Annotated in this window: 19 protein-coding genes; 7 read left to right on the forward strand and 12 right to left on the reverse strand. The window is 68.5% G+C overall.

Annotation, left to right across the window (positions count from 1 at the left end; all coding sequences use genetic code 11):
* Positions 1–3 precede the first annotated feature (3 nt).
* From chlG to idi, 4 genes are read left to right on the forward strand one after another with little or no spacing between them, the layout of a single operon-like run.
* On the forward strand, positions 4–903 hold the full coding sequence (gene chlG, locus DTQ71_RS00590; RefSeq protein WP_109563092.1) for a chlorophyll synthase ChlG: 900 nt from the start codon (positions 4–6) through the stop codon (positions 901–903).
* The gene (locus DTQ71_RS00595; protein WP_109562358.1) at positions 903–2,141 is read left to right on the forward strand and encodes an MFS transporter; all 1,239 of its coding nucleotides are present in this window, start codon (positions 903–905) and stop codon (positions 2,139–2,141) included. Before chlG ends, DTQ71_RS00595 begins: the two co-directional genes overlap by 1 nt.
* 2 nt (positions 2,142–2,143) lie before the next feature.
* Entirely contained in the window at positions 2,144–3,334 is a 1,191-nt protein-coding gene (locus DTQ71_RS00600; protein WP_109562359.1) for a geranylgeranyl diphosphate reductase, read from the forward strand.
* Positions 3,331–3,861, forward strand: a complete 531-nt coding sequence (idi, locus tag DTQ71_RS00605) for an isopentenyl-diphosphate Delta-isomerase (RefSeq protein ID WP_109562360.1) — start codon at positions 3,331–3,333, stop codon at positions 3,859–3,861. Before DTQ71_RS00600 ends, idi begins: the two co-directional genes overlap by 4 nt.
* A 307-nt stretch (positions 3,862–4,168) precedes the next feature.
* On the opposite strand, the gene pufC is transcribed toward idi, so the two are convergent.
* From pufC to DTQ71_RS00665, 12 genes are all read right to left on the reverse strand, one after another.
* Complete coding sequence (gene pufC / locus DTQ71_RS00610; RefSeq protein WP_109562361.1) at positions 4,169–5,278, reverse strand: photosynthetic reaction center cytochrome PufC; 1,110 nt, start codon at positions 5,276–5,278, stop codon at positions 4,169–4,171.
* On the reverse strand, positions 5,278–6,255 hold the full coding sequence (gene pufM, locus DTQ71_RS00615) for a photosynthetic reaction center subunit M (RefSeq protein WP_109562362.1): 978 nt from the start codon (positions 6,253–6,255) through the stop codon (positions 5,278–5,280). The genes pufC and pufM overlap by 1 nt, the downstream gene beginning before the upstream one ends.
* Before the next feature lies 1 nt (position 6,256).
* Positions 6,257–7,096, reverse strand: a complete 840-nt coding sequence (gene pufL, locus DTQ71_RS00620) for a photosynthetic reaction center subunit L (RefSeq protein WP_109562363.1) — start codon at positions 7,094–7,096, stop codon at positions 6,257–6,259.
* A 117-nt stretch (positions 7,097–7,213) separates the two neighbouring features.
* A complete protein-coding gene (gene pufA / locus DTQ71_RS00625) occupies positions 7,214–7,381 on the reverse strand; it encodes a light-harvesting antenna LH1, alpha subunit (protein WP_109562364.1) in 168 nt (55 codons plus the stop codon).
* A 12-nt stretch (positions 7,382–7,393) separates the two neighbouring features.
* On the reverse strand, positions 7,394–7,549 hold the full coding sequence (gene pufB, locus DTQ71_RS00630) for a light-harvesting antenna LH1, beta subunit (protein ID WP_109562365.1): 156 nt from the start codon (positions 7,547–7,549) through the stop codon (positions 7,394–7,396).
* Positions 7,550–7,760: 211 nt separating this feature from the next.
* The gene (pufQ, locus tag DTQ71_RS00635) at positions 7,761–7,982 is read right to left on the reverse strand and encodes a cytochrome PufQ (protein WP_109562366.1); all 222 of its coding nucleotides are present in this window, start codon (positions 7,980–7,982) and stop codon (positions 7,761–7,763) included.
* A complete protein-coding gene (gene bchZ, locus DTQ71_RS00640; RefSeq protein WP_109562367.1) occupies positions 7,975–9,450 on the reverse strand; it encodes a chlorophyllide a reductase subunit Z in 1,476 nt (491 codons plus the stop codon). Before bchZ ends, pufQ begins: the two co-directional genes overlap by 8 nt.
* 82 nt (positions 9,451–9,532) lie before the next feature.
* Positions 9,533–11,032, reverse strand: a complete 1,500-nt coding sequence (gene bchY, locus DTQ71_RS00645) for a chlorophyllide a reductase subunit Y (protein ID WP_109562368.1) — start codon at positions 11,030–11,032, stop codon at positions 9,533–9,535.
* The gene (locus DTQ71_RS00650) at positions 11,025–12,026 is read right to left on the reverse strand and encodes a chlorophyllide a reductase iron protein subunit X (protein ID WP_109562369.1); all 1,002 of its coding nucleotides are present in this window, start codon (positions 12,024–12,026) and stop codon (positions 11,025–11,027) included. The genes bchY and DTQ71_RS00650 overlap by 8 nt, the downstream gene beginning before the upstream one ends.
* Complete coding sequence (gene bchC, locus DTQ71_RS00655) at positions 12,023–12,961, reverse strand: chlorophyll synthesis pathway protein BchC (protein ID WP_109562370.1); 939 nt, start codon at positions 12,959–12,961, stop codon at positions 12,023–12,025. Before bchC ends, DTQ71_RS00650 begins: the two co-directional genes overlap by 4 nt.
* A 111-nt stretch (positions 12,962–13,072) precedes the next feature.
* Positions 13,073–14,185, reverse strand: a complete 1,113-nt coding sequence (locus tag DTQ71_RS00660; protein ID WP_109562371.1) for a methyltransferase — start codon at positions 14,183–14,185, stop codon at positions 13,073–13,075.
* Positions 14,182–15,051 (reverse strand): polyprenyl synthetase family protein, encoded by an 870-nt coding sequence (locus tag DTQ71_RS00665; protein ID WP_109562372.1) that lies wholly within the window; start codon positions 15,049–15,051, stop codon positions 14,182–14,184. The genes DTQ71_RS00660 and DTQ71_RS00665 overlap by 4 nt, the downstream gene beginning before the upstream one ends.
* A 96-nt stretch (positions 15,052–15,147) precedes the next feature.
* Between DTQ71_RS00665 and crtD the strand changes: the two genes are divergently transcribed.
* The 3 genes from crtD (at position 15,148) to hslV (ending at position 18,189) form a co-directional block, all read left to right on the forward strand.
* A complete protein-coding gene (gene crtD / locus DTQ71_RS00670) occupies positions 15,148–16,806 on the forward strand; it encodes a 1-hydroxycarotenoid 3,4-desaturase CrtD (RefSeq protein ID WP_109562373.1) in 1,659 nt (552 codons plus the stop codon).
* Complete coding sequence (gene crtC, locus DTQ71_RS00675) at positions 16,689–17,528, forward strand: carotenoid 1,2-hydratase (RefSeq protein WP_346217168.1); 840 nt, start codon at positions 16,689–16,691, stop codon at positions 17,526–17,528. The genes crtD and crtC overlap by 118 nt, the downstream gene beginning before the upstream one ends.
* Before the next feature lie 109 nt (positions 17,529–17,637).
* Entirely contained in the window at positions 17,638–18,189 is a 552-nt protein-coding gene (gene hslV, locus DTQ71_RS00680) for an ATP-dependent protease subunit HslV (protein ID WP_109562375.1), read from the forward strand.
* Positions 18,190–18,488: the final 299 nt, after the last annotated feature.

Raw genomic sequence — 18,488 nt, forward strand, 5'->3', positions numbered from 1 at the left:
TCCATGACCGTCGCCCATGATATTCCCTCAACCCGCCGCTGGCCCGATCCGGCGGCGCTGTTGCGTCTCATCAAGCCGATCACATGGTTTCCGCCGATGTGGGCCTATCTGTGCGGCGTGGTGTCCTCCGGCGTCTCGCCCTGGTCGGCGCCAGGGCTTGTGGTGCTGGGCGTCGTTCTGGCGGGGCCGGTCGTCTGCGGGATGAGCCAAGCGGCCAACGATTGGTGCGACCGTCATGTCGACGCCGTCAACGAACCCGACCGCCCGATCCCCTCGGGGCGCGTGCCGGGCCGCTGGGGCCTCTGGGTCGCGCTCGCCATGACCGTGCTGGCCCTGGCCCTCGGCGGGCTGCTGGGCCCCTGGGGATTCGGCGCCACCGTGCTGGCGGTCATCGCCGCCTGGGCCTATTCCGCCGAGCCGGTGCGCGCCAAGCGCTCGGGCTGGTGGGGGCCGGGCCTGGTCGGGCTGAGCTATGAAACCCTGCCCTGGATCACCGGCGCCGCCGTTCTGGCCGCCGGCGCGCCGGACATACGGATCGTCGCGGTCGCCCTGCTCTATGGACTCGGGGCGCATGGCATCATGACATTCAACGACTTCAAAGCGTTGGAGGGGGACCGCCAGCATGGCTTGGCCTCCCTGCCGGTGACGCTGGGGCCCGCCCGCGCGGCCCGGGTCGCCTGCTGGGTCATGGCGCTGCCACAGGTCGTCGTCGTCGCGCTGCTCTGGTCCTGGGACCGGCCGGTCCATGCCTTGATCGTCGGCGGGCTGATCGCGCTGCAACTCGCGGCAATGCGCCGTCTCCTACGCGACCCGGAGCGGTTCGCGCCCTGGTTCAACGGCACCGGCGTCCTGCTTTCGGTAACCGGCATGATGGTCGCCGCCGTCGCGCTGAGGGGTCTGTGATGGGCTGGGGCGGCATCGCGCGGCTCTGCCTTGTCAACGCCGCGATCGGCGGGATGGCGGCGCTGCCGCTCAACCTCTTCAACCGGCTGATGACCGTGGAGCTGGCTTTGCCGGCGCTTCTGCCGGGGCTGCTGGTCGCGCTGCATTATGCCGTGCAGATCACCCGGCCCGCCTGGGGCCACCGTTCCGACCGGACTGGGGCGCGCGTGCCGGTGATTCTGTCGGGCATGGCGGTGCTGGGCGCGGGCGTCGTGGCGGCGGCCTGGGCCGTGGGCCTGCCGACCGGGGCCGCTCTGGCCGTATGGCTGGCTGCCTATACGGCGATCGGTCTAGGGATCGGCGCCGCGGGCACCTCCTTCCTGGCGCTGCTGGCCACCGCCGCCCCGGACGACAAGCGCGGCGCGGCGGCAACCCTGGCCTGGTTGATGCTGATCGCGGGGGCGATCCTGGCCTCGGTCGGCGTGGGCCTCGCGCTGGAGCCCTATTCCCCCGCCCGGCTCGTGCTCGTGGTCGGGGCCGCCGCGCTGGTGGCCTTCGGGCTGACGGTCCTCGCAACCTGGAGGATGGACGACCGGCCCAGCGCCGCCCCGCCCGCCTCGGTGCCGCTCAGGGCCGCGCTCCGCGCCGTCTGGGCCGATTCGAGCGCGCGGCGCTTCACCGGCTTCGTCTTCCTGTCGATCCTGGCCTTCCACCTGTCGGAGCTGATCTTCGAGCCCTTCACGGGTCATGTCCATGGGCTGCCGCCCGACAAATCGACGACCCTGTCCGGCGCCAAGGACGGCGCCGCCCTGCTCGGCATGCTGGCCGCCGGGGGCCTCGCCCATTTCCGTATCGGGACCTTGCGCGCCTGGGCCATGACCGGCTGCGTCGTCTCGGCCCTGGGGCTGGTAGCGCTCGGCGCCGGGGCGCCTCTGGTGCCGGCCACGCTGACCCTGGGCCTCGGGAATGGCTTGTTCGTCGTCGGCGCCATCGGGTCGATGATGCGCCTCGCCGCCTCCCGCGCCTCGGCGGAGGGCACGACGATGGGCGTCTTCGGCGCGGCGCAAGCCATCGCCGCTGGCCTCGCCGTGGTCGCCGCCACCGCAACGCTGGACCTGCTCCGCACGGTGCTGCCCGACCCCACCGCCTATGGCACGCTCTTCGTGCTGGAGGCTCTGCTCTTCCTCGGCGCCGCTCTGATGGCGGCCCGCGTCCTGGGCTCCGCGCCCGCCGCCCCAACCGCCATCCCCGGAGAGTGACCATGCCCCAGACCTTCGACGTCGTCGTCATCGGGGGCGGCCCCTCGGGCGCCACCGCCGCCGCGGACTTGGCGCGGCTTGGCCGCTCCGTCGCACTGATCGACCGGGCGGGGCGCATCAAGCCCTGCGGCGGCGCCGTGCCCCCCCGTCTGATCCGCGATTTCGAGATCCCCGACGATCAGCTCGTGGCGCGCATCAACACCGCGCGGATGATCTCCCCCACCGGACGCCGCGTCGATATCCCCATCGAGGACGGCTATGTCGGCATGGTCGACCGCGAACATTTCGATGAGTTCCTGCGCGTCCGTGCGGCCGAGGCCGGGGCGGTGCGCCTGACCGGCACCTATCTGCGCATCGAACGGGCGGGCAATGTCGCCACTGTCGTCTACCGCGACAAGGCCAGCGGGGAGGAGCGGCGGCTCGACTGCCGCCTCGTGATCGGGGCCGACGGGGCCCGTTCGGCGGTGGCCCGCAGCGAAGTGCCCGGCGGGCGCGAGATCCCCTATGTGATCGCCTATCACGAGATCATCGAAGCGCCGGCGGCGGTCGGCTCCTACGATCCCGCCCGCTGCGACGTGGTCTATGACGGGGCGATCAGTCCCGATTTCTACGGCTGGGTGTTCCCACATGGGAAGTCGGCCAGCGTCGGCATGGGCACGGGCCGCGACGGCGTCGACCTGAAAGCGGCCACCGCGGCTCTGCGCGCGGCCAGCGGCCTCACCGACTGCCCCACGATCCGGCGCGAGGGCGCGCCGATCCCGCTCCGCCCGCTCGACCGCTGGGACAATGGCAAGGACCTCGTGCTCGCCGGAGACGCCGCGGGCGTCGTCGCGCCCAGCTCGGGTGAGGGGATCTTCTACGCCATGGTCGGAGGCCGCGTCGCCGCCGTCGCCTGCGAGAAGGTTCTCACCACCGGCAAGGCCGCCCATCTCCAATCCGCGCGCAAGCTTTTCATGAAGGACCACAAGGCCGTCTTCCGCATCCTCGGCGCCATGCAGGACGCCTATTACAAGTCCGACGAGCGGCGGGAGCGGTTCGTGACCCTGTGTCACGATGTCGACGTGCAACGGCTGACCTTCGAGGCCTATATGAACAAGGAACTCGTAAAGGCTCGGCCCATGGCGCATATCAAGATCGGCATCAAGAACCTCGCCCATCTCGCAGGGATCGTCCCGGCCACGGGGCGGGCATGAGCAGCCTCATCCCTGCCTGGGTCGACGGCAAACTGGTGCCGGTCGACAAGCTCGAAGTCCATGAGCGCGGACTGCGGCATCCGGCCGTCTCGGTGTTCGTGATGGAGGGCTCTCGCGTGCTGATCCAGCGGCGGGCCTTGTCCAAATACCATACGCCCGGACTCTGGGCGAATACCTGCTGCACCCATCCGCATTGGGGGGAGGCTACGGCGGCCTGCGCCAGCCGTCGCCTGGAAGAAGAGCTGGGGATCACGGGTTTGCGCATGCGCCCCCGCGGGACGCTCGAATATCGTGCGGATGTGGGCGGCGGGCTGATCGAGCATGAGGTCGTCGACGTATTCACCGCCGACGCCCCTGCCTCCCTGTCCGTGACGCCCCATCCGGACGAAGTCGATGCGACCCGCTGGGTCGATCTCTACGACCTCGCCGCCGAGATTCGGCGCCATCCCGGGCGCTTCACGCCCTGGCTCCGCATCTACATGACCGAGCATATGGACTCGATCTTCGGCGTCCTGAACCGCGCCTGACCGCAGGGCGGCGGGGCGCGCTCACCGAGCGGCGCCGACCGAAAGCCGGTCGCCCTTTCCTTCATGCGGCGGCAAGGCTGCAATCTTCCTGCTTGGCCACCACCCCCGCCCGACCCGTCGGTCCGCGGACAATCACCGCGCGGCCCGGGGCGGTCCGCCGCTCCCTTCTTCTGGCCGGAAATACTCCGGGGGGCGCCGAAGGCGTGGGGGCAGAGCCCCCTCCTCCCCTTTCAGCCCGTGCAGGAGCTCCCAAAACGACGACGCGCGCCCCCACGGGGGCGCGCGCCATCTCGCCGTCGTCCGACTGTCACTCGTAGACGGGCGGCTCTGTCGAGGCGAGCTCCGGCCAGTCCGCGGCCATGTTCAAGCCCTGCATCGGCTTGTTGTAGCCTTTGTGACAGGTCTTGCAGGCCGCCTTGGGGGCATCGGCATAGACCGGGCCCAGGCGATGCTCCGGATATTCCGGACCCAACGGCTCAAGGAACTCGTTGTTCATTCCCCGCACCATCTCGATGGCCAGCGATGCGGCCCCCCATTGCGGGGTGAACTGCGCCCCATCGTAGAAGGCACGGCTGTTGTGGCAGAACACGCAGTTCACGCCCAGCGAATTGGCGAAGTAGTTCATCAGCGAGTAGGTCCGCTCGGCATCCTGGATAGAGGCATAGTCCCCCTGCCCAGGCGTGCCGGCGACGCGGCTCTCGAGGTCGTGCACCACGATGATGTTGTCCTCGTAGAGATAGCGATAGAGCGCGTCCGACGGCAGCGAGGTGAACTGAGACTGAACGGTCGCGCGGTTCTGCACCGCCGCCCAGCCCTCGGTCGCCTCGGTCACCGGGTCGATCCGGAACCAGATCTCGGACGGCACATTCTCGCCGCGGTGGCAGGTGTAGCAGTTTACCCCGACCTCCGCGTTGTAGTTGACGTGCGCGCCCCACTCCTCGTTGATCCACTGCGTCATCTGGATCATCCGCCGGGCGACGATCTTGGTGTAAAGGCTGTCATCGGCGTAGTCCCCCTCATCCGCGCCAGCGTGACAATAGGCACAGCCCTGATCGGGGGCGACCCAGAGTGTCATCGCGTTCATCAGCCGGTTGAAGTTCCCCTCCGAGACGCCGCCCAGAACCTGGACGTTCTCGTAGATCTCCGAGGCCAGCGGTTCCCCTTCTTCACGGGGATAGGGCGGCTCGGAGTAGTACTCCTCCAGAGTGGGATCCGCCGTCATGGTCGCGATGGAGGGGATCTGCATCCCCGTCCCACGAGGGCCGGTCTGGTTGAACTCGTCGTTGAACGGGTTCCCCCAGCTCACTACCAGCGTTGCCAGGACCACTGCGCCGCCCAGAGCCCCGATCAGGATCGCCGGACCGTAGATGTTGGTCGGGTTCTCGGAGTTCCAGTCATTGAACCATTTGGGAAACATCAGTTCGCCTCCGGGACATAGAACTCGTAGCCATAGGGCTCGAGATAGGTGGGGGCGAAGTGGTGCTCTTGCGCCCAGATGAACCAGTTGTCGACGACCGTCCCGGTGAGCAGGATGCCGATTCCGCCGGTGATCGGGGTCAGCACCGCGAACCACCAGGCCCAGCGATGGATGCCTTCCATCGTGGCGTTGAAGCCCATGGTCCAGCGCCAGAACAGGCCTGCGCGCTCAGACGCGGTGCCGCGGTCGTAGATCTGCTCCAACTCCCGGTCGCCGCCATAGCGGGTGACCGCCAGGATCGTGCCGCCATGCATCGCAAACAGCAGGACCGAGCCATAGAGGAACACGATCGAGAGCGCGTGGAACGGGTTGTAGTAAAGGTTACCGTAGCGGATCGAGAAGGCCGTCGTCCAATCCAGGTGCGCGAAGATGCCATAGGGCACCGCCTCGGACCAGGAGCCCATCAGGATGGGCCGGAAGAGACCCAGCACCAGGAAGAGCCAGATCGCGGCGAGGAACGCCCAGGCGACATGCTTCCCCATCCCGTGCTGCTGCGCCAGGAAGTAGGAGCGCGCCCACCAGGACATCACCGAGACCAGCAGGAAGAAGCTGGAGATGATGTACCAGCCCCCGTCCTTGAGCGGCGGCATCGTCAGCCCGTATTCAGGCGAAGGCGGGTCGAGCGACAGCCAGAACAGCTGCCGGATGAACTCCGGGATCGACCAGCCCACCTGCGCGAGGAAGTTGAAGCCGATGATGTTGAGCCACAACGTCCCGGTGATCAGCGAGATCACCCCGAAGAAGCCCAGATAGATCGGCCCGAGCTGGGCGTTGCCGATCAGGCCGAACAAGGTCGAGAAGGACGCGCTCTTGGTGCGCTCGCGGTGCATCTCGTTGGCGTTGTCCATGCCCATCTCGGGCGCGCCCTGGACCTGCACCTGGGTGAAGATGTTCTGATATTCAGGCCACCAGCTCATATCACAATCCTCCCGTCGCGGGCCAGATCGGCAGCGTCAGCCACCAGTTCCACCATTCCGGCCAGCCCTTGGTCCAAACCGGACCGCTGATGATGATGCAGACCGCGGACCAGAAGCCCGCATTGATGGCCAAGAGGAAGCCCAGGCGGTGGATGCCCAGCGTCCCGATCGAGTAGCCGATGAAGTCGCGGAAGAACGTGTCCTCGTGATCCGGGGTCTTGGCCTCCTCGCCCTTTTCGGGATTGGCGGCGGACAGGATCAGCGCCCCGTGCAGCGCGAGCGCGAAGGTGGTGGTGAAGAACAGCGTCACCGCCAGCATATGCGCCGGGTTGTAGTGGAAGTGCAGATAGGCGTAGCCCGTATTCGACACCCAATCGAGATGGGAGAAGATCCCGTAAGGGAAGGCATGCCCCCAGGCGCCCATGAAGAAGGGGCGGAAGACGTTGAGGGTGACGAAGGCGAAGATCGCGAAGCTGAAGGCGAAGGGCACGTGATAGCCCATGCCAAGCTTGCGGCAGATCTCGACTTCCCGCAGCGCCCAGCTGACAAAGGCGCCCACCGCGCAGAACGTGATGATCTGCCACAGCCCGCCTTCCCGCAGCGGCGCCATGCCGAGGCCGACGCTCAGATCGGGCGGCGCGATGTTGATCAGCCAGGGATTGAAGACACCCTGCCAGGACGCGCCGATGAATATGAGGATGGTGCCGAGCAGGGCGAAGAACGCGCCCGATACACCGAAGAAGCCGACATAGAATGGCCCCACCCAGAAGTCGAACAAGTCGCCCCCGATAAGCGTCCCGCCACGGACGCGGTATTTTCTCTCGAAGCTGAGCAATGCCATTGGCAGCCTCCGCGCTTTCGGGACGGTCTTCGGGCGCGAGGATCGAGCCGCGCGAGCCGTCGGTTATCTTGGGAGTTGGATCGCGGGCGGGCGGACCCGCCCGCGATCCGGGGTGGGTCACTCGCCTGCGAGACGGGCCGCCTGGCTCAGCTCGAACCAGTTGTAGCCGTCATAGGACAGCAGCACGAGATGGATCATCGCCGCGAGCAGGAAGAGGAAAACCCCCTGCGCCACGAAGACCCTGCGGGGGTCGAAGACCAGCCAGATCTTGTAGAACTTGCTCATAATCTATCCCCTTCAGAACGCGAACCAGGGGAACACGATGTAGGTGAGCAGGTGGGCCACGACGGCGACTGCCGAAAACAGCCAGAGCCCGCTCAAATACACCGCGTGCAGTTCCTGGGCCTGCTCGTCGGTCAGACCTGTGAAGGACAGGTCGGTTCTGTCAGCCATTGGAGAACTCCTTAAGGACTGACGCCGCACACCCTGCGGCCGGGCCCCGGCGCCGCCTCATTGCGACGCCGGCCGTCCGTCCCCCCTGGGAGGGGACGGAACCGGTCGCTCCCCACCGCCCGGCCACGGGAGAGGGAGCCTATTGGTCCCCCGGCGTGTCTGACGTGCCGGGGTATCTGGAAGGCGTCCCCGAGGGGGCGCCCGGGTCCGCTCAGATCGAGCAGATCGTGGTCGTCACGTCCCGCGCGCGGCGGACGGCATCGGTCAGGATGCCCGGCCGCGGGGTCGGATCGGAGGTCAGGATCGCACCGCCCGCGCGCAGCGCCGCCAGAGGCAGCGACAACGCGAAGACCGGCACGAAATAGGCCTTGTATTCCCAGCCGGGTGCCTTTCGCGCACGCGGCATTGGGGTATTCGATGTCATGTCAGACATGGCTGTCCTCCTTGGCGTCGGATGAGGGGGCGAGACGCGCGACGGTGTCACGATCGACACGCGACGCGCCTGCCTTAAGCGCCGCCCGCTCCGCGTCGTCGCGGAGCGTCTTGGCGGCGGAGATGCGCGTGAGCACGGGAAACTCCGCAACGATCCGGTCGAGCAGAGCTTGCGCCTCGGGCTCCCACGGGAAGTCGCGTTTGAGCGGCGTGGGCGTCGCCTCAGCGGCATCCATCTCGCTGCCCAGCGGCAGGATGTGAAACAGCGCGTCGAAGAGGCCGTTGCAGATCTCCTGCAAGAGATAGGTCGCGCCGGCATAGCCCATGAAGGGCGTGCCCGTGGCCCGCCGGATCGCCGCGCCCGGAAAGCTCGCGGGAATGAAGGCGGGCTTCGGGCCGTGCCCGCCGGCCATCTCGGCAAGATACATCTTCTCGTTGATCGACCCCATCAGCACCAGCGGCCGCTTGCCGTGGATGTCGGCGCGCACCTTGTCGTTGTCGGACTTCTTGCCCGCCACCCGCGCGGTCGCGAAGGCGCAGGGCAGGCCCAGATCGTCCTCGAGATACTTCCGCACGCCGCGGGCATAGGTCTCGTTCGCGACGATCCCGAAACTGGCCGTGGCGAAGAAATCCTGCGTGACGGAGCGCCAGAGATCCCAGACCGGCTTCAGCGTCGAATGCTTCTCGGTCTCGATGAAGGGCTCGGGGTCGAGCCCGGTCAGCTCGCCCAGCTTGCGCAGGAAGAGGGTCGTCGACTCCACCCCGATGGGCGCTTGCAGATAGGGCTTGTCCAGTACCTCGGCCAGGCCGCGCCCGAACTCCCGGTACATGACGACATTGACGTCGGCGTTCACCAGGTTGCGCATCTCGGCCAGGTGACTGCCCAGCGGCATGACCATGTTGATCTCGGCCCCGATCCCTTCGACCAGCCGGCGGATCTCATGGAGATCCGAGGCCATGTTGAAGGTGCCGTACATCGGGCCGAGGATGTTCACGCGGGGCTTGGCGCCCTCGGGGCGCTTGGCCTCCTTCGGCATCCGGCCCTTGGTCATCCCGAACTCGGTGAAGATCCAGGTCATGGCCCGGTCGGCGGCCTGCCACTGATCCTCGTCGATGGTGCGCGGCAGGAAGCGCTGGATATTGGTGCCCTCGGGCGTGACGCCGCCGCCGATCATCTCGGCGATGGAGCCGGTGACGACCACTGCGGGCAGGGCCGGATCCAGCGTGCCCCAGGCCCGTTTCATCGCGCCCTCGGTGCCGTCGCGGCCCAACTCCTCCTCACCCAAACCGGTCGTCACGATCGGCAGCTCATGGGGCGGCAGCGCGTCGGTATAATGCAGCACGGATGTGACAGGCAGGTTCTCGCACCCCACAGGCCCGTCGATCACAACCTGCAAACCCTTCACGGCGCAGAACGCATAGACCGCGCCCCAATAGCCTCCGGCCCTGTCGTGATCCTGGATCAGCATGGGATCGCACTCTCATCTTGCCCGAAATACCTCGGGGTCCGGGGCAGAGCCCCGGTCCTGCCATATGCCGCGTGCGCCCCCATCAGATCATCTGCGCGGCCTTCTCGGCCCGCGCCTTCTTCTCGAGTTTCTTTTGCTGCATCGCCCGAAAGTCGGGCCGAAGGTTCGGATCGCCTTCCCAGACGCCCGCCGTATCTCCGTGACCGACGCCCTCGAAGAAGCCGCGCATCTTCGCCATGCGGTCGCGATTGCCCATCGCCGCCGTCACCACCTGCTGGAGCGATCCGGCCCCTGCGGGTCCCATCAGCGGCCGCGCCGAGATGAGGTTGGTGAAGTAGAGCGACGGGATGCCCAGCTCCTTCGCCTTCTGGACCACGGGCGTCGTGCCGATGGCCAGGTCGGGGCGCAGGCCCTCGACCACGGCGAGGTCGTCCTCCAGCGAAGCGCGGAATTTGACAGTGACGCCCCGCGCCTCCAGCCACTCGCGATCCGGAGCGGACCAAGGCGTCTTGGGGCAGGCCGTGCCGACATATGGCACGTCGGCCCCGCTTTCGATCAGCAACCGCGCGACCAGAAGCTCGGAGCCCTCATAGCCCGATACGGTGATCGTCCCATCGACCCGAGCGCCTGAGAGCGCCCCGCGAATCGCGGGCAAAAACTGGTTCTGCGCCTCGGCGATTTTCGCCGCCGAAATCCCGAACGCATCGCCGACTGAGGCGAGCCACGCCGCGGTTCCGTCGACGCCGACAGGCGCCGAAGGGAGGATCGGGCGTCCGGCCGCCTGAAACTCCCGCACGGAGGCGGTGTAGAACGGGTGGATCGCGGCGACAGCGCCGCAATCCAACGCAGAATAGAACTCGCGCCACTCACGGCAGGGAACGACCGGACCTGCCGCCAGACCGAGTGGCGCGAGCATTCCAGCCAACCCCAAGGGATCGGCTGGAAACATTTCGCCCAACAGCGTCACTGTCGGACGATCTTCCCGCCCGCCTTGCGGGGCGGGCACGGGGCCGGCCGCCGCTTCCTTGCGGGCATAGGAAAGCATGGCGGCGGCGAGGACATCCTTCGCCTCCGCATGGGTCGGGATGCCGAAGCCCGGCACGTCGATGCCGATGATCCGCACCCCGTCGATCTCGTCGGGCAGAAGCCGCAGCGGCACGCCGCTGGCGGTCGGCACGCAGAGATTTGTCACGACGATCGCGTCCAGCTTCGCCGGATCGGCCAGCTTGTGAACGGCCTCGCGGATGTCCTCGAAGAGCTTGCCGGTGACCAGCGTCTCGCTGTCGAAGGGCACGTAGCCGACCGAGCGGCGCGCGCCGTAAAAGTGGCTGACGAAGGAGAGGCCGTAGACGCAGCAGGCGGAGCCGCTGAGTACGGTCGCCACCCGTTTCATCCGCAGACCGACGCGGAGCGAGCCGAAGGCGGGGCACATGCTTTGCGGCTTGTCGTGGGGGCCGACGGGATAGTCCGCCTTGAAGCGGTCGAGCAGATCGCCTTGACCGGCCTCCCGCGCCGCCTGCTCCATCGTCTCGGACGAGGTGCAGCCACCCTCTTTGGCGATATGGCGTCCGTCGTCAGGCATCGTCGTAGACGACCTCCAGCGACGGCTTGGGTTCGTAGTTCTTGCCGCGCATGTCGGCATCGGTCGCAGGCTGCAACACGACGCCCGCGCCGGTCTCGGAGCCGTCGAACAGGGCCAGCAGCCCGTCCTGGTCCAGCGGCGCCGGACGCACCGGCGGCGCAGCGGCGACGTTCTCGCCCAGGGCCGCGAACAGGCCGCCCCATTGCGAGGCTTCGGTGCCGACGATCTGGTAGTTGGCGGACTTCTTGCGCAGGTCGTCATCCTGCGGGATCGAGGCCAGAACCGGGATGCCCGCCGCCGCGGCGAAGGCCTGCGCCTCGCCCGAGCCGTCATCCTTGTTCACGACGAGGCCCGCGACACCGACATTGCCGCCCAGCTTGCGGAAATACTCCACCGCCGAGCAGACATTGTTGGCAACATACAGGGATTGCAGGTCGTTGGAGCCGACCAGGATCACCTTCTGCGCCATGTCGCGCGCGATCGGGAGGCCGAAGCCGCCGCAAACCACGTCGCCCAGGAAGTCGAGCAGGACGTAGTCGAAATCCCAGTCATGGAAGCCCAGCTTTTCGAGCAGCTCGAAGCCGTGGATGATGCCGCGCCCGCCGCAGCCGCGGCCGACCTCGGGCCCGCCGAGCTCCATGGCGAAGACGCCGCCCCGCTTGAAGCAGACATCGCCGATGGCGACTTCCTCGCCCGCGAGCTTCTTGCGGGTCGAGGTCTCGATGATCGTTGGGCAGGCCTTGCCGCCGAAAAGCAGGCTGGTCGTGTCCGATTTCGGGTCGCAGCCGATCAACAGCACGCGCTTGCCCTGCTCGGCCATCATGTGGCTGAGATTGGCGAGGGTGAAGGACTTGCCGATGCCGCCCTTGCCGTAGATCGCGATGATCTGGGTCTTCTTGGTGGCCTCGGTCGGGATCACGTCAGCCAGATCCTCGGAGGCCTCGTCGCGGAGTCGCGCGGAGAAGTCCTTCAGGTTGGGGACATCGAGGCTCATGCGGTGTGCTCCCAATCGAGGATCATCTTGAGACAGTCGGGCGCGTCGAAGGCCTGGGCATAGGCCTCGGCCGCGTCGCGCGCGGGTCGCGTATGGGTGATGAGGCCGTGGAGGCTGAGCAGCCCGTCCTCCACCAAGTCGCGGGTGGCGACGAGGTCGTCGCGGGTCCATTCGGCGCTGATGCGGAACCGGGCCTCGCGCATGAAGGCCGGCGGATAGGCGAAGGCGACGGGCTTGGGGTAAAAGCCCGCCAGCACGATCTCGCCGCCCTTGGCCAGGCGCCCGACCAGATCGTCGAGCAGCGCGGCGTTGCCCGAGGCGTCGTAGATGGTGGCATAGTCGCGCCGCTCATCGGTGGCGGGGTCGATCACGTCATACCCCTCGGCGCCGCCGCGGCGGGCCGGCTCGACCTCCCACACAGTGGGAGACCCACCGGCGGCCACGGTCAGCCGGGCCAACAGGCGGCCGAAGGCGCCATGACCCACGATCAGTTCGGGGAGGTCCGTGCGCAGACCGACGATGGCATGGCGCGCCGTCGCGGCCAGCGCCAGAAGCGCGCCCTCCGCCCCATGGGCCGGGTCGATCTTGACCAGACGCTCGGCGGGCGTGACCACGCGGGACGAGGCCGCGCCAAACAGGCCGCGCGCGCCGGTATAACAGTCGGCCCCGGGCACGAAGACGCGATCACCGGGACGCAAGGCATTGGTTTCATGGGCCTCGACCACCTCGCCCACGGCCTCGTAGCCGGGGACGAGCGGATAGCCCATGCCGGGAAAGGGGGGCATCTCGCCGGACCAGAGCAGCCGCTCCGTCCCGGTGGAAATGGCGGATTGCCGGATGTCGACAACGACCGAACCCGCCGCTGGATCGGTCAGCCCGAGCGCATCGAGGGAAATGGCCCCCGGTCCGGACATGATGATCGCCTGCGTTTGCACGGTCTCTCCCCACTTTTCGGGCGGCCTCATGGACTCACCCTTTGACACATTGTCGCGGACCCACCCGCATATGTCAATCTACCTAGACAGATGGACTGTCAAAGTTTTGGATCATTTTCGCGCATCAAGGACATGAGTCACGAAGGGCCGAGTCGTCCCCGCATCGCGAATTCGGCCGAAGCCCGCACGCCTCAGCAGCGCGACGATCTCCTCGGGCGAGCGCGCGCGCCCGGTTCTCATCGCCATGCAATAAAAAGCAAAATAGGCGTCACCGGCCCGGTGCGGCGCGGCGCCTCCGGTCATCGGCTCGCTGACGATCAGGCGCCCGCCCTCGGGCAGCGCGGTGTGAACCGCACGCAGCAGCGCCAGCACCGTCTCGTCCGCATGGTCGTAAAGCACCCGCACCAGCGTGACAGTGTCCGCTCCCTCGGGCAGCCGGTCATCCCGGAAGCTCCCGGGCGTGATCCGGGCGCGCGCCGACAGCCCCGCCTCGGCGAAGGTCCGCGCCGCGGCGGGGGCCACGGCAGGCAGATCGAAGAGATGCAGGTGCGGTCCGGAATGGCGCGCTCCAAGCGCGGCCAGGAAGGCCCCAGCGCCACCGCCCACGTCCAGAACCTCGCTGGCCCCCGACAGATCGACGCGCGACAGGGTCTCCTCGGCGACGAGGGCTTGGCTCTCGGTCATCAGGCGGGAATAGCGCGCGGCGACATCCGGGGCCTCGGCGGCGGCGGCGCCGAAGACATAGGGCCAGAACCGCGCCAGCTCCGTCTCCTCCCCGCGCAGGACGCCCAGCGGGTCGGAGAGATCGCGATAGAGAACGGAATGGTGCGAGACCATCGCCTCCAGCCCCGGCACGCCCAGCATCGCCGCACCCCGGCGGGCCAGGGAATAGGTGCCATGGCGCTTGCAAAAGAGGCCAAGCGCCACCGCCGCATCGCAAAGCGCGGCCATACGCGCGGCGGGAATGCCGGTGCCCCGCGCCAGCGCCTCGGCGCTCTGGGATGCTTCGAACAGGCGGTGCGCCAGGCGCAGCTCGACCACGGCCCAAAGCACCTGCGAATGCACGAACCCCGCCACGAGATCGAACAGCGCCTCTCCATCCCGGCGCGCGATGCGGCGCAGGCCCGGGACGCGGGCGCAAAACGTCTGGAACCGGCGCGACGCGACGAGCCGCGTGGCCCAGCCCGCGCGGCGCGGGCGGGCCGGCGGCTCCAGCGCGGTCATTGGGCAGGCGTTGCGATATGCGCCGGGGTCAACCGGGCAGCGGTGCGGTTCACCATGTCGGCCAGCATCGCCTCGCCCGGGCAGGCCGGAATGGAGGCGATGGCCCCCGACAGGATGTCCTGAAGACGCCGAATCGCGCCATCGACGCCATAGCTCGCCACGGCCGAGGGCCGGTCATGGGCGGCGTCCTGCCCCATGGGCTTGCCGGTCTCGGCGGAGGGTTGCAGCACGTCCAGCAGGTCGTCGGCCACCTGGAACGCCTCACCGATCCGCGCGCCGAGCTCGGTCCAGGGCTCGGCCTCCTGGCCGGCGGCGATGGCGCCCATGCGGGTAGCCGCGGTGAACAGCGCGCCGGTCTTGGCCCGGTGATAGGTGGCGAGGTCGATCTGGTCCTCGCTCTCCCAGCCCTGCCCGGCGCAGATGCCATGGGGCATCCCGGTATAGCGCGCCAGCTCCGCCGTGAGACGGATGGCCCGGGCGGGGTCGATGGCCCCCGCCTCGGCCAGCGTATCAAAGCCCTGAACGATGAGCGAATCGCCCGTCAGCACCGCCAGCGCCTCGCCATAGGCGCGGTGGACCGAGGGCTTGCCCCGGCGGGTCGCGGCATCGTCGAAGCAGGGCAGGTCGTCATGGACCAGCGAGGCGCAGTGGATCAATTCCAGCGCGGCTCCCGCCGCATCGGACAGCGCGGGCCTGTCATCGCCGCAGGCACTGGCCACCGACAGAAGGATCGTCGGGCGGATCCGGGCGCCGCCGGGCTTGACCGCGTGCCGCAGCGCGGCCGCCAGCTTGGGCGGCGGCAAGGCGGCGGTGGCGCGGTCGAGGGCGCGGTCGATGCTGCCTTCGATACGGGCGGAGAACGGCATGGCGGACCTCGGGGCTGGACATGTCACATCAAGATGACAGATGGTGTCAGACAGTTTGGACAGTTTCGCCTGTCTGTCAACTCGGACGGAGGGAGGATGCGCGACAGGGTTATCGTGATCGGCGCCGGCATTGGAGGGCTTTCTGCCGCGATGCGTCTTGCCGCGCGTGGCTGTGACGTCCTCGTGCTGGAACGCGCGGCGGAGGTCGGCGGCAAGATGCGCACCCTGCCCAGCGCGGCCGGGCCGGTCGATGCGGGCCCCACCGTCCTGACCCTGCGCGACGTCTTCGAGGAGCTTTTCGTCGCGTGCGGCACCACGCTCACGGAGCATGTCACGCTCGAACCGCTGGTCGTGCTGGCGCGTCACCACTGGGCCGATGGGAGCGCGTTGGATCTCTACGCCGATCCCGAGCAGTCCGAGGCGGCGATCCGTGCCTTCGCCGGGGGCGCGGCGGCGGCGGCCTTCTACGACTTCCACCGCGATACGGCACGGCTGTTCGATGCGTTCGACGCGCCGATGATGCGGGCCAGCGCGCCGACGCTCTGGGGCATGACCGGCGTGGTCGCCCGCGATCCGAGCCTGATACCGGCGATGGCGCCGGGCCGGACGCTCGCCGGAGCGCTGGCGCGGCGGTTCGACGATCCCCGCTTGCGGCAGCTTTTCGGACGCTACGCGACCTATGTCGGCGGCGACCCGACCGCCTCTCCGGCGCTGCTCTCGCTGATCTGGCAGGCCGAATCGCGGGGCGTCTGGTCGGTCGCGGGCGGGATGCACCGGCTCGCAGCCGCAATGCGAACGGTGCTGGAGGGGCTTGGAGCTCACGTGATCTGCGACACTCATGTCGACCGGATCGAACAGACGGGCGGCCACGTCTCCGCGATCCATGCGGGCGGCACGCGCCACCCCTGCGACGTGGCCGTCTTCAACGGCGATCCGGCGGCGCTGCATCGCGGCCTGTTGGGGCCGGTCCGCCTGCCCGCCCGCGCCGTCAGCCCCCGAAGCCTCTCGGCCTTCGTCTGGTCCTTCGCCGCCCGCGTCACAGGACGACCGCCCACACATCACAACGTCTTCTTCGCCGATACCCCGAACTCCGAATTTCCCGAGATCGGCCTCGGCCTGCTGCCCTCGGACCCGACCCTCTATGTGTGCGCGCAGGATCGCGGCGACGGCCCCGCGCCCGAGGGGGCAGAACGCTTCGAGATCATCGTCAACGGCCCGCCCCGGGCCGCCACCGCCCCGAACCCGGAGGAGATGGAGCAATGCCGCGAGACCACCTTCCTCCGACTGGCGCGGATGGGACTGACCTTCGACATCACCCCGGAAACGGACCGGCTGACCACGCCGGAGGGCTTCGCGACCCTGTTCCCGGCCTCGGACGGATCCCTTTACGGGCGGAGCCCGCACGGGACCCTGGCGGCCTTCGCCCGGCCCACGGCGCGGACCGCGCTGCCCGGGCTTTATCTGGCGGGGGGCGGAACGCATCCGGGAGCGGGGTTGCCGATGGCGGCCCTGTCCGGCAAGCTCGCGGCCGAGGCGATCTGCACGGACCTCGCTTCGACCTCGCCGTCCCGCCGGACGGCTATGCCTGGTGGTATGTCGACGGGATCAGCGCCTGCGGCACCCGCGCCGTCTCGGTCATCGCCTTCATCGGCTCCGTCTTCTCGCCCTGGTATCGTTGGAGCGGACGGCGCGACCCCGACGACAACGTCTGCATCAACGTCGTCACCTACGGCCGGGGCGGTCGCTGGACGATGACCGACCGGGGCCGCGCGGCCCTCAGGCTAACGGCGGAGAGCTTCACGGTTGGGCCGTCCTGCCTCAGATGGGAGGGCGAGCGTCTGGTCATCGAGATCGACGAGATGTCAACGCCCCACGCCCAGCCCTTGCGAGGAACGATCACGGTGGCGCCGACGGCGCTGACCGATGTCGAAGTGCCGCTCACGCCCGATGGCGCCCATGTCTGGCGCCCCTTCGCGCCCACGGCCGGGATCAAGGTCGATCTGAACCGCCCCGGCTGGCGCTGGGACGGGCATGGCTATCTCGACGCGAATTTCGGGACGCGCGCGCTGGAGGCGGATTTCGGCTATTGGACCTGGGGGCGGTTTCCGGTCGGGGACGGCTCGGTCGCCTTCTACGACGCGGCCCGGACGGACGGGTCGCAGTTGTCGGTCGCGCTGCGCTTTGGGGCCGATGGCAGTTGCGCGGAGATCGAGGCGCCCCCGCTGCAACGCTTCCGCCGCTCGAACTGGCTGGTGCGCCGCGAAACCCGCTGCGACGCGGGCCACGCGCCCCGACAGGTCAAGGCGATGCTCGACGCGCCCTTCTACAACCGCTGCGCCGTCGAGACGGTGATCGGCGGCGAGCGGACAGTCGGGGTGTTCGAGGCGCTCGATCTCGACCGCTTCCGCGGGCCCTGGCTGATGCCGATGCTGGCGGTCCGGGTGCCGCGGCGGGCGGGCTGGCGCTTCCCGGAGTGAGGGCGAAATCGCTTCGAAGCTATATGCGTGGGGTTTCCTCCGCCAAGCCCGCGCCCCATATCGGCCCGCAAAGGACACTTGCGCCCCTTCAGGGCGACGGAGACGGACCATGAGCGACTTTCCCGGCTGGCACGGCACCACCATCATCGGCGTCCGCAAAGGCGGCCGCGTCGTCGTCGCGGGCGACGGGCAGGTCAGCGTCGGCCAGACCGTGATGAAGGGCACGGCGCGCAAGGTGCGCCGGCTGGCGCCTGGCCGCGCCGAAGTGGTCGCGGGCTTCGCCGGCTCCACCGCCGACGCCTTCACCCTGCTGGAGCGGCTGGAGAAGAAGCTGGAAGCCACGCCAGGCCAGTTGCAGCGCGCCAGCGTCGAACTGGCCAAGGACTGGCGCACGGACAAGTATCTCCAAAAGCTGGAAGCGATGCTGATCGTCACCGACGGGCGCGACCTGTTCGTCATCACCGGCGCGGGCGACGTTCTGGAGCCGGAGCATGACGTGACCGCCATCGGCTCGGGCGGGAATTATGCGCTCGCGGCGGCGCGCGCGCTGATGGACAGCGACATGGACGCGGAAGCGATCGCGCGGCGGTCGATGGCGATCGCCGCCGATATCTGCGTCTACACCAACGGCAATCTGACGGTGGAAAGCATCGGCGGCTGACGCTCATCGAGCCTGCTCGGCTCTCTTCGCTTGGGGCACCGCGTGCAGATGTCGGTGTGGCGCCTGCGGCACCGGCGCGCCGTGAGTATTTGAGAACCCGTGATGGAGAGGCGCGGGGCTCCCCTCATCTCAGCCCTGCGCCGCCCGTGGTATGCGTTGCTGCGAGCATGGCGGATTAAGTCGAAGTCGCTCGACACGCTCTGAGGCGGGCCGGCCAGGCTGCGGGCGTTTAGCCGTCGCGGGCGGAACGCCTCGCCCCGCTCCCGCCCACGTCACCGCCGTTGCGTTTCCGGGAGCGC

The organism is Jannaschia seohaensis (genome assembly GCF_900116765.1).
Taxonomy (GTDB): Bacteria; Pseudomonadota; Alphaproteobacteria; order Rhodobacterales; family Rhodobacteraceae; genus Jannaschia; species Jannaschia seohaensis.

Excerpts from the sequence above, each read along its gene's own strand:
- chlG (WP_109563092.1), top strand. The coding sequence starts at position 4 with ATGACCGTCGCCCATGATATTCCCTCAACCCGCCGCTGGCCCGATCCG.
- DTQ71_RS00595 (WP_109562358.1), top strand. The coding sequence starts at position 903 with ATGGGCTGGGGCGGCATCGCGCGGCTCTGCCTTGTCAACGCCGCGATC.
- DTQ71_RS00600 (WP_109562359.1), top strand. The coding sequence starts at position 2,144 with ATGCCCCAGACCTTCGACGTCGTCGTCATCGGGGGCGGCCCCTCGGGC.
- idi (WP_109562360.1), top strand. The coding sequence starts at position 3,331 with ATGAGCAGCCTCATCCCTGCCTGGGTCGACGGCAAACTGGTGCCGGTC.
- pufC (WP_109562361.1), bottom strand. The coding sequence starts at position 5,278 with ATGTTTCCCAAATGGTTCAATGACTGGAACTCCGAGAACCCGACCAAC.
- pufM (WP_109562362.1), bottom strand. The coding sequence starts at position 6,255 with ATGAGCTGGTGGCCTGAATATCAGAACATCTTCACCCAGGTGCAGGTC.
- pufL (WP_109562363.1), bottom strand. The coding sequence starts at position 7,096 with ATGGCATTGCTCAGCTTCGAGAGAAAATACCGCGTCCGTGGCGGGACG.
- pufA (WP_109562364.1), bottom strand. The coding sequence starts at position 7,381 with ATGAGCAAGTTCTACAAGATCTGGCTGGTCTTCGACCCCCGCAGGGTC.
- pufB (WP_109562365.1), bottom strand. The coding sequence starts at position 7,549 with ATGGCTGACAGAACCGACCTGTCCTTCACAGGTCTGACCGACGAGCAG.
- pufQ (WP_109562366.1), bottom strand. The coding sequence starts at position 7,982 with ATGTCTGACATGACATCGAATACCCCAATGCCGCGTGCGCGAAAGGCA.
- bchZ (WP_109562367.1), bottom strand. The coding sequence starts at position 9,450 with ATGCTGATCCAGGATCACGACAGGGCCGGAGGCTATTGGGGCGCGGTC.
- bchY (WP_109562368.1), bottom strand. The coding sequence starts at position 11,032 with ATGCCTGACGACGGACGCCATATCGCCAAAGAGGGTGGCTGCACCTCG.
- DTQ71_RS00650 (WP_109562369.1), bottom strand. The coding sequence starts at position 12,026 with ATGAGCCTCGATGTCCCCAACCTGAAGGACTTCTCCGCGCGACTCCGC.
- DTQ71_RS00660 (WP_109562371.1), bottom strand. The coding sequence starts at position 14,185 with ATGACCGCGCTGGAGCCGCCGGCCCGCCCGCGCCGCGCGGGCTGGGCC.
- DTQ71_RS00665 (WP_109562372.1), bottom strand. The coding sequence starts at position 15,051 with ATGCCGTTCTCCGCCCGTATCGAAGGCAGCATCGACCGCGCCCTCGAC.
- crtD (WP_109562373.1), top strand. The coding sequence starts at position 15,148 with ATGCGCGACAGGGTTATCGTGATCGGCGCCGGCATTGGAGGGCTTTCT.
- hslV (WP_109562375.1), top strand. The coding sequence starts at position 17,638 with ATGAGCGACTTTCCCGGCTGGCACGGCACCACCATCATCGGCGTCCGC.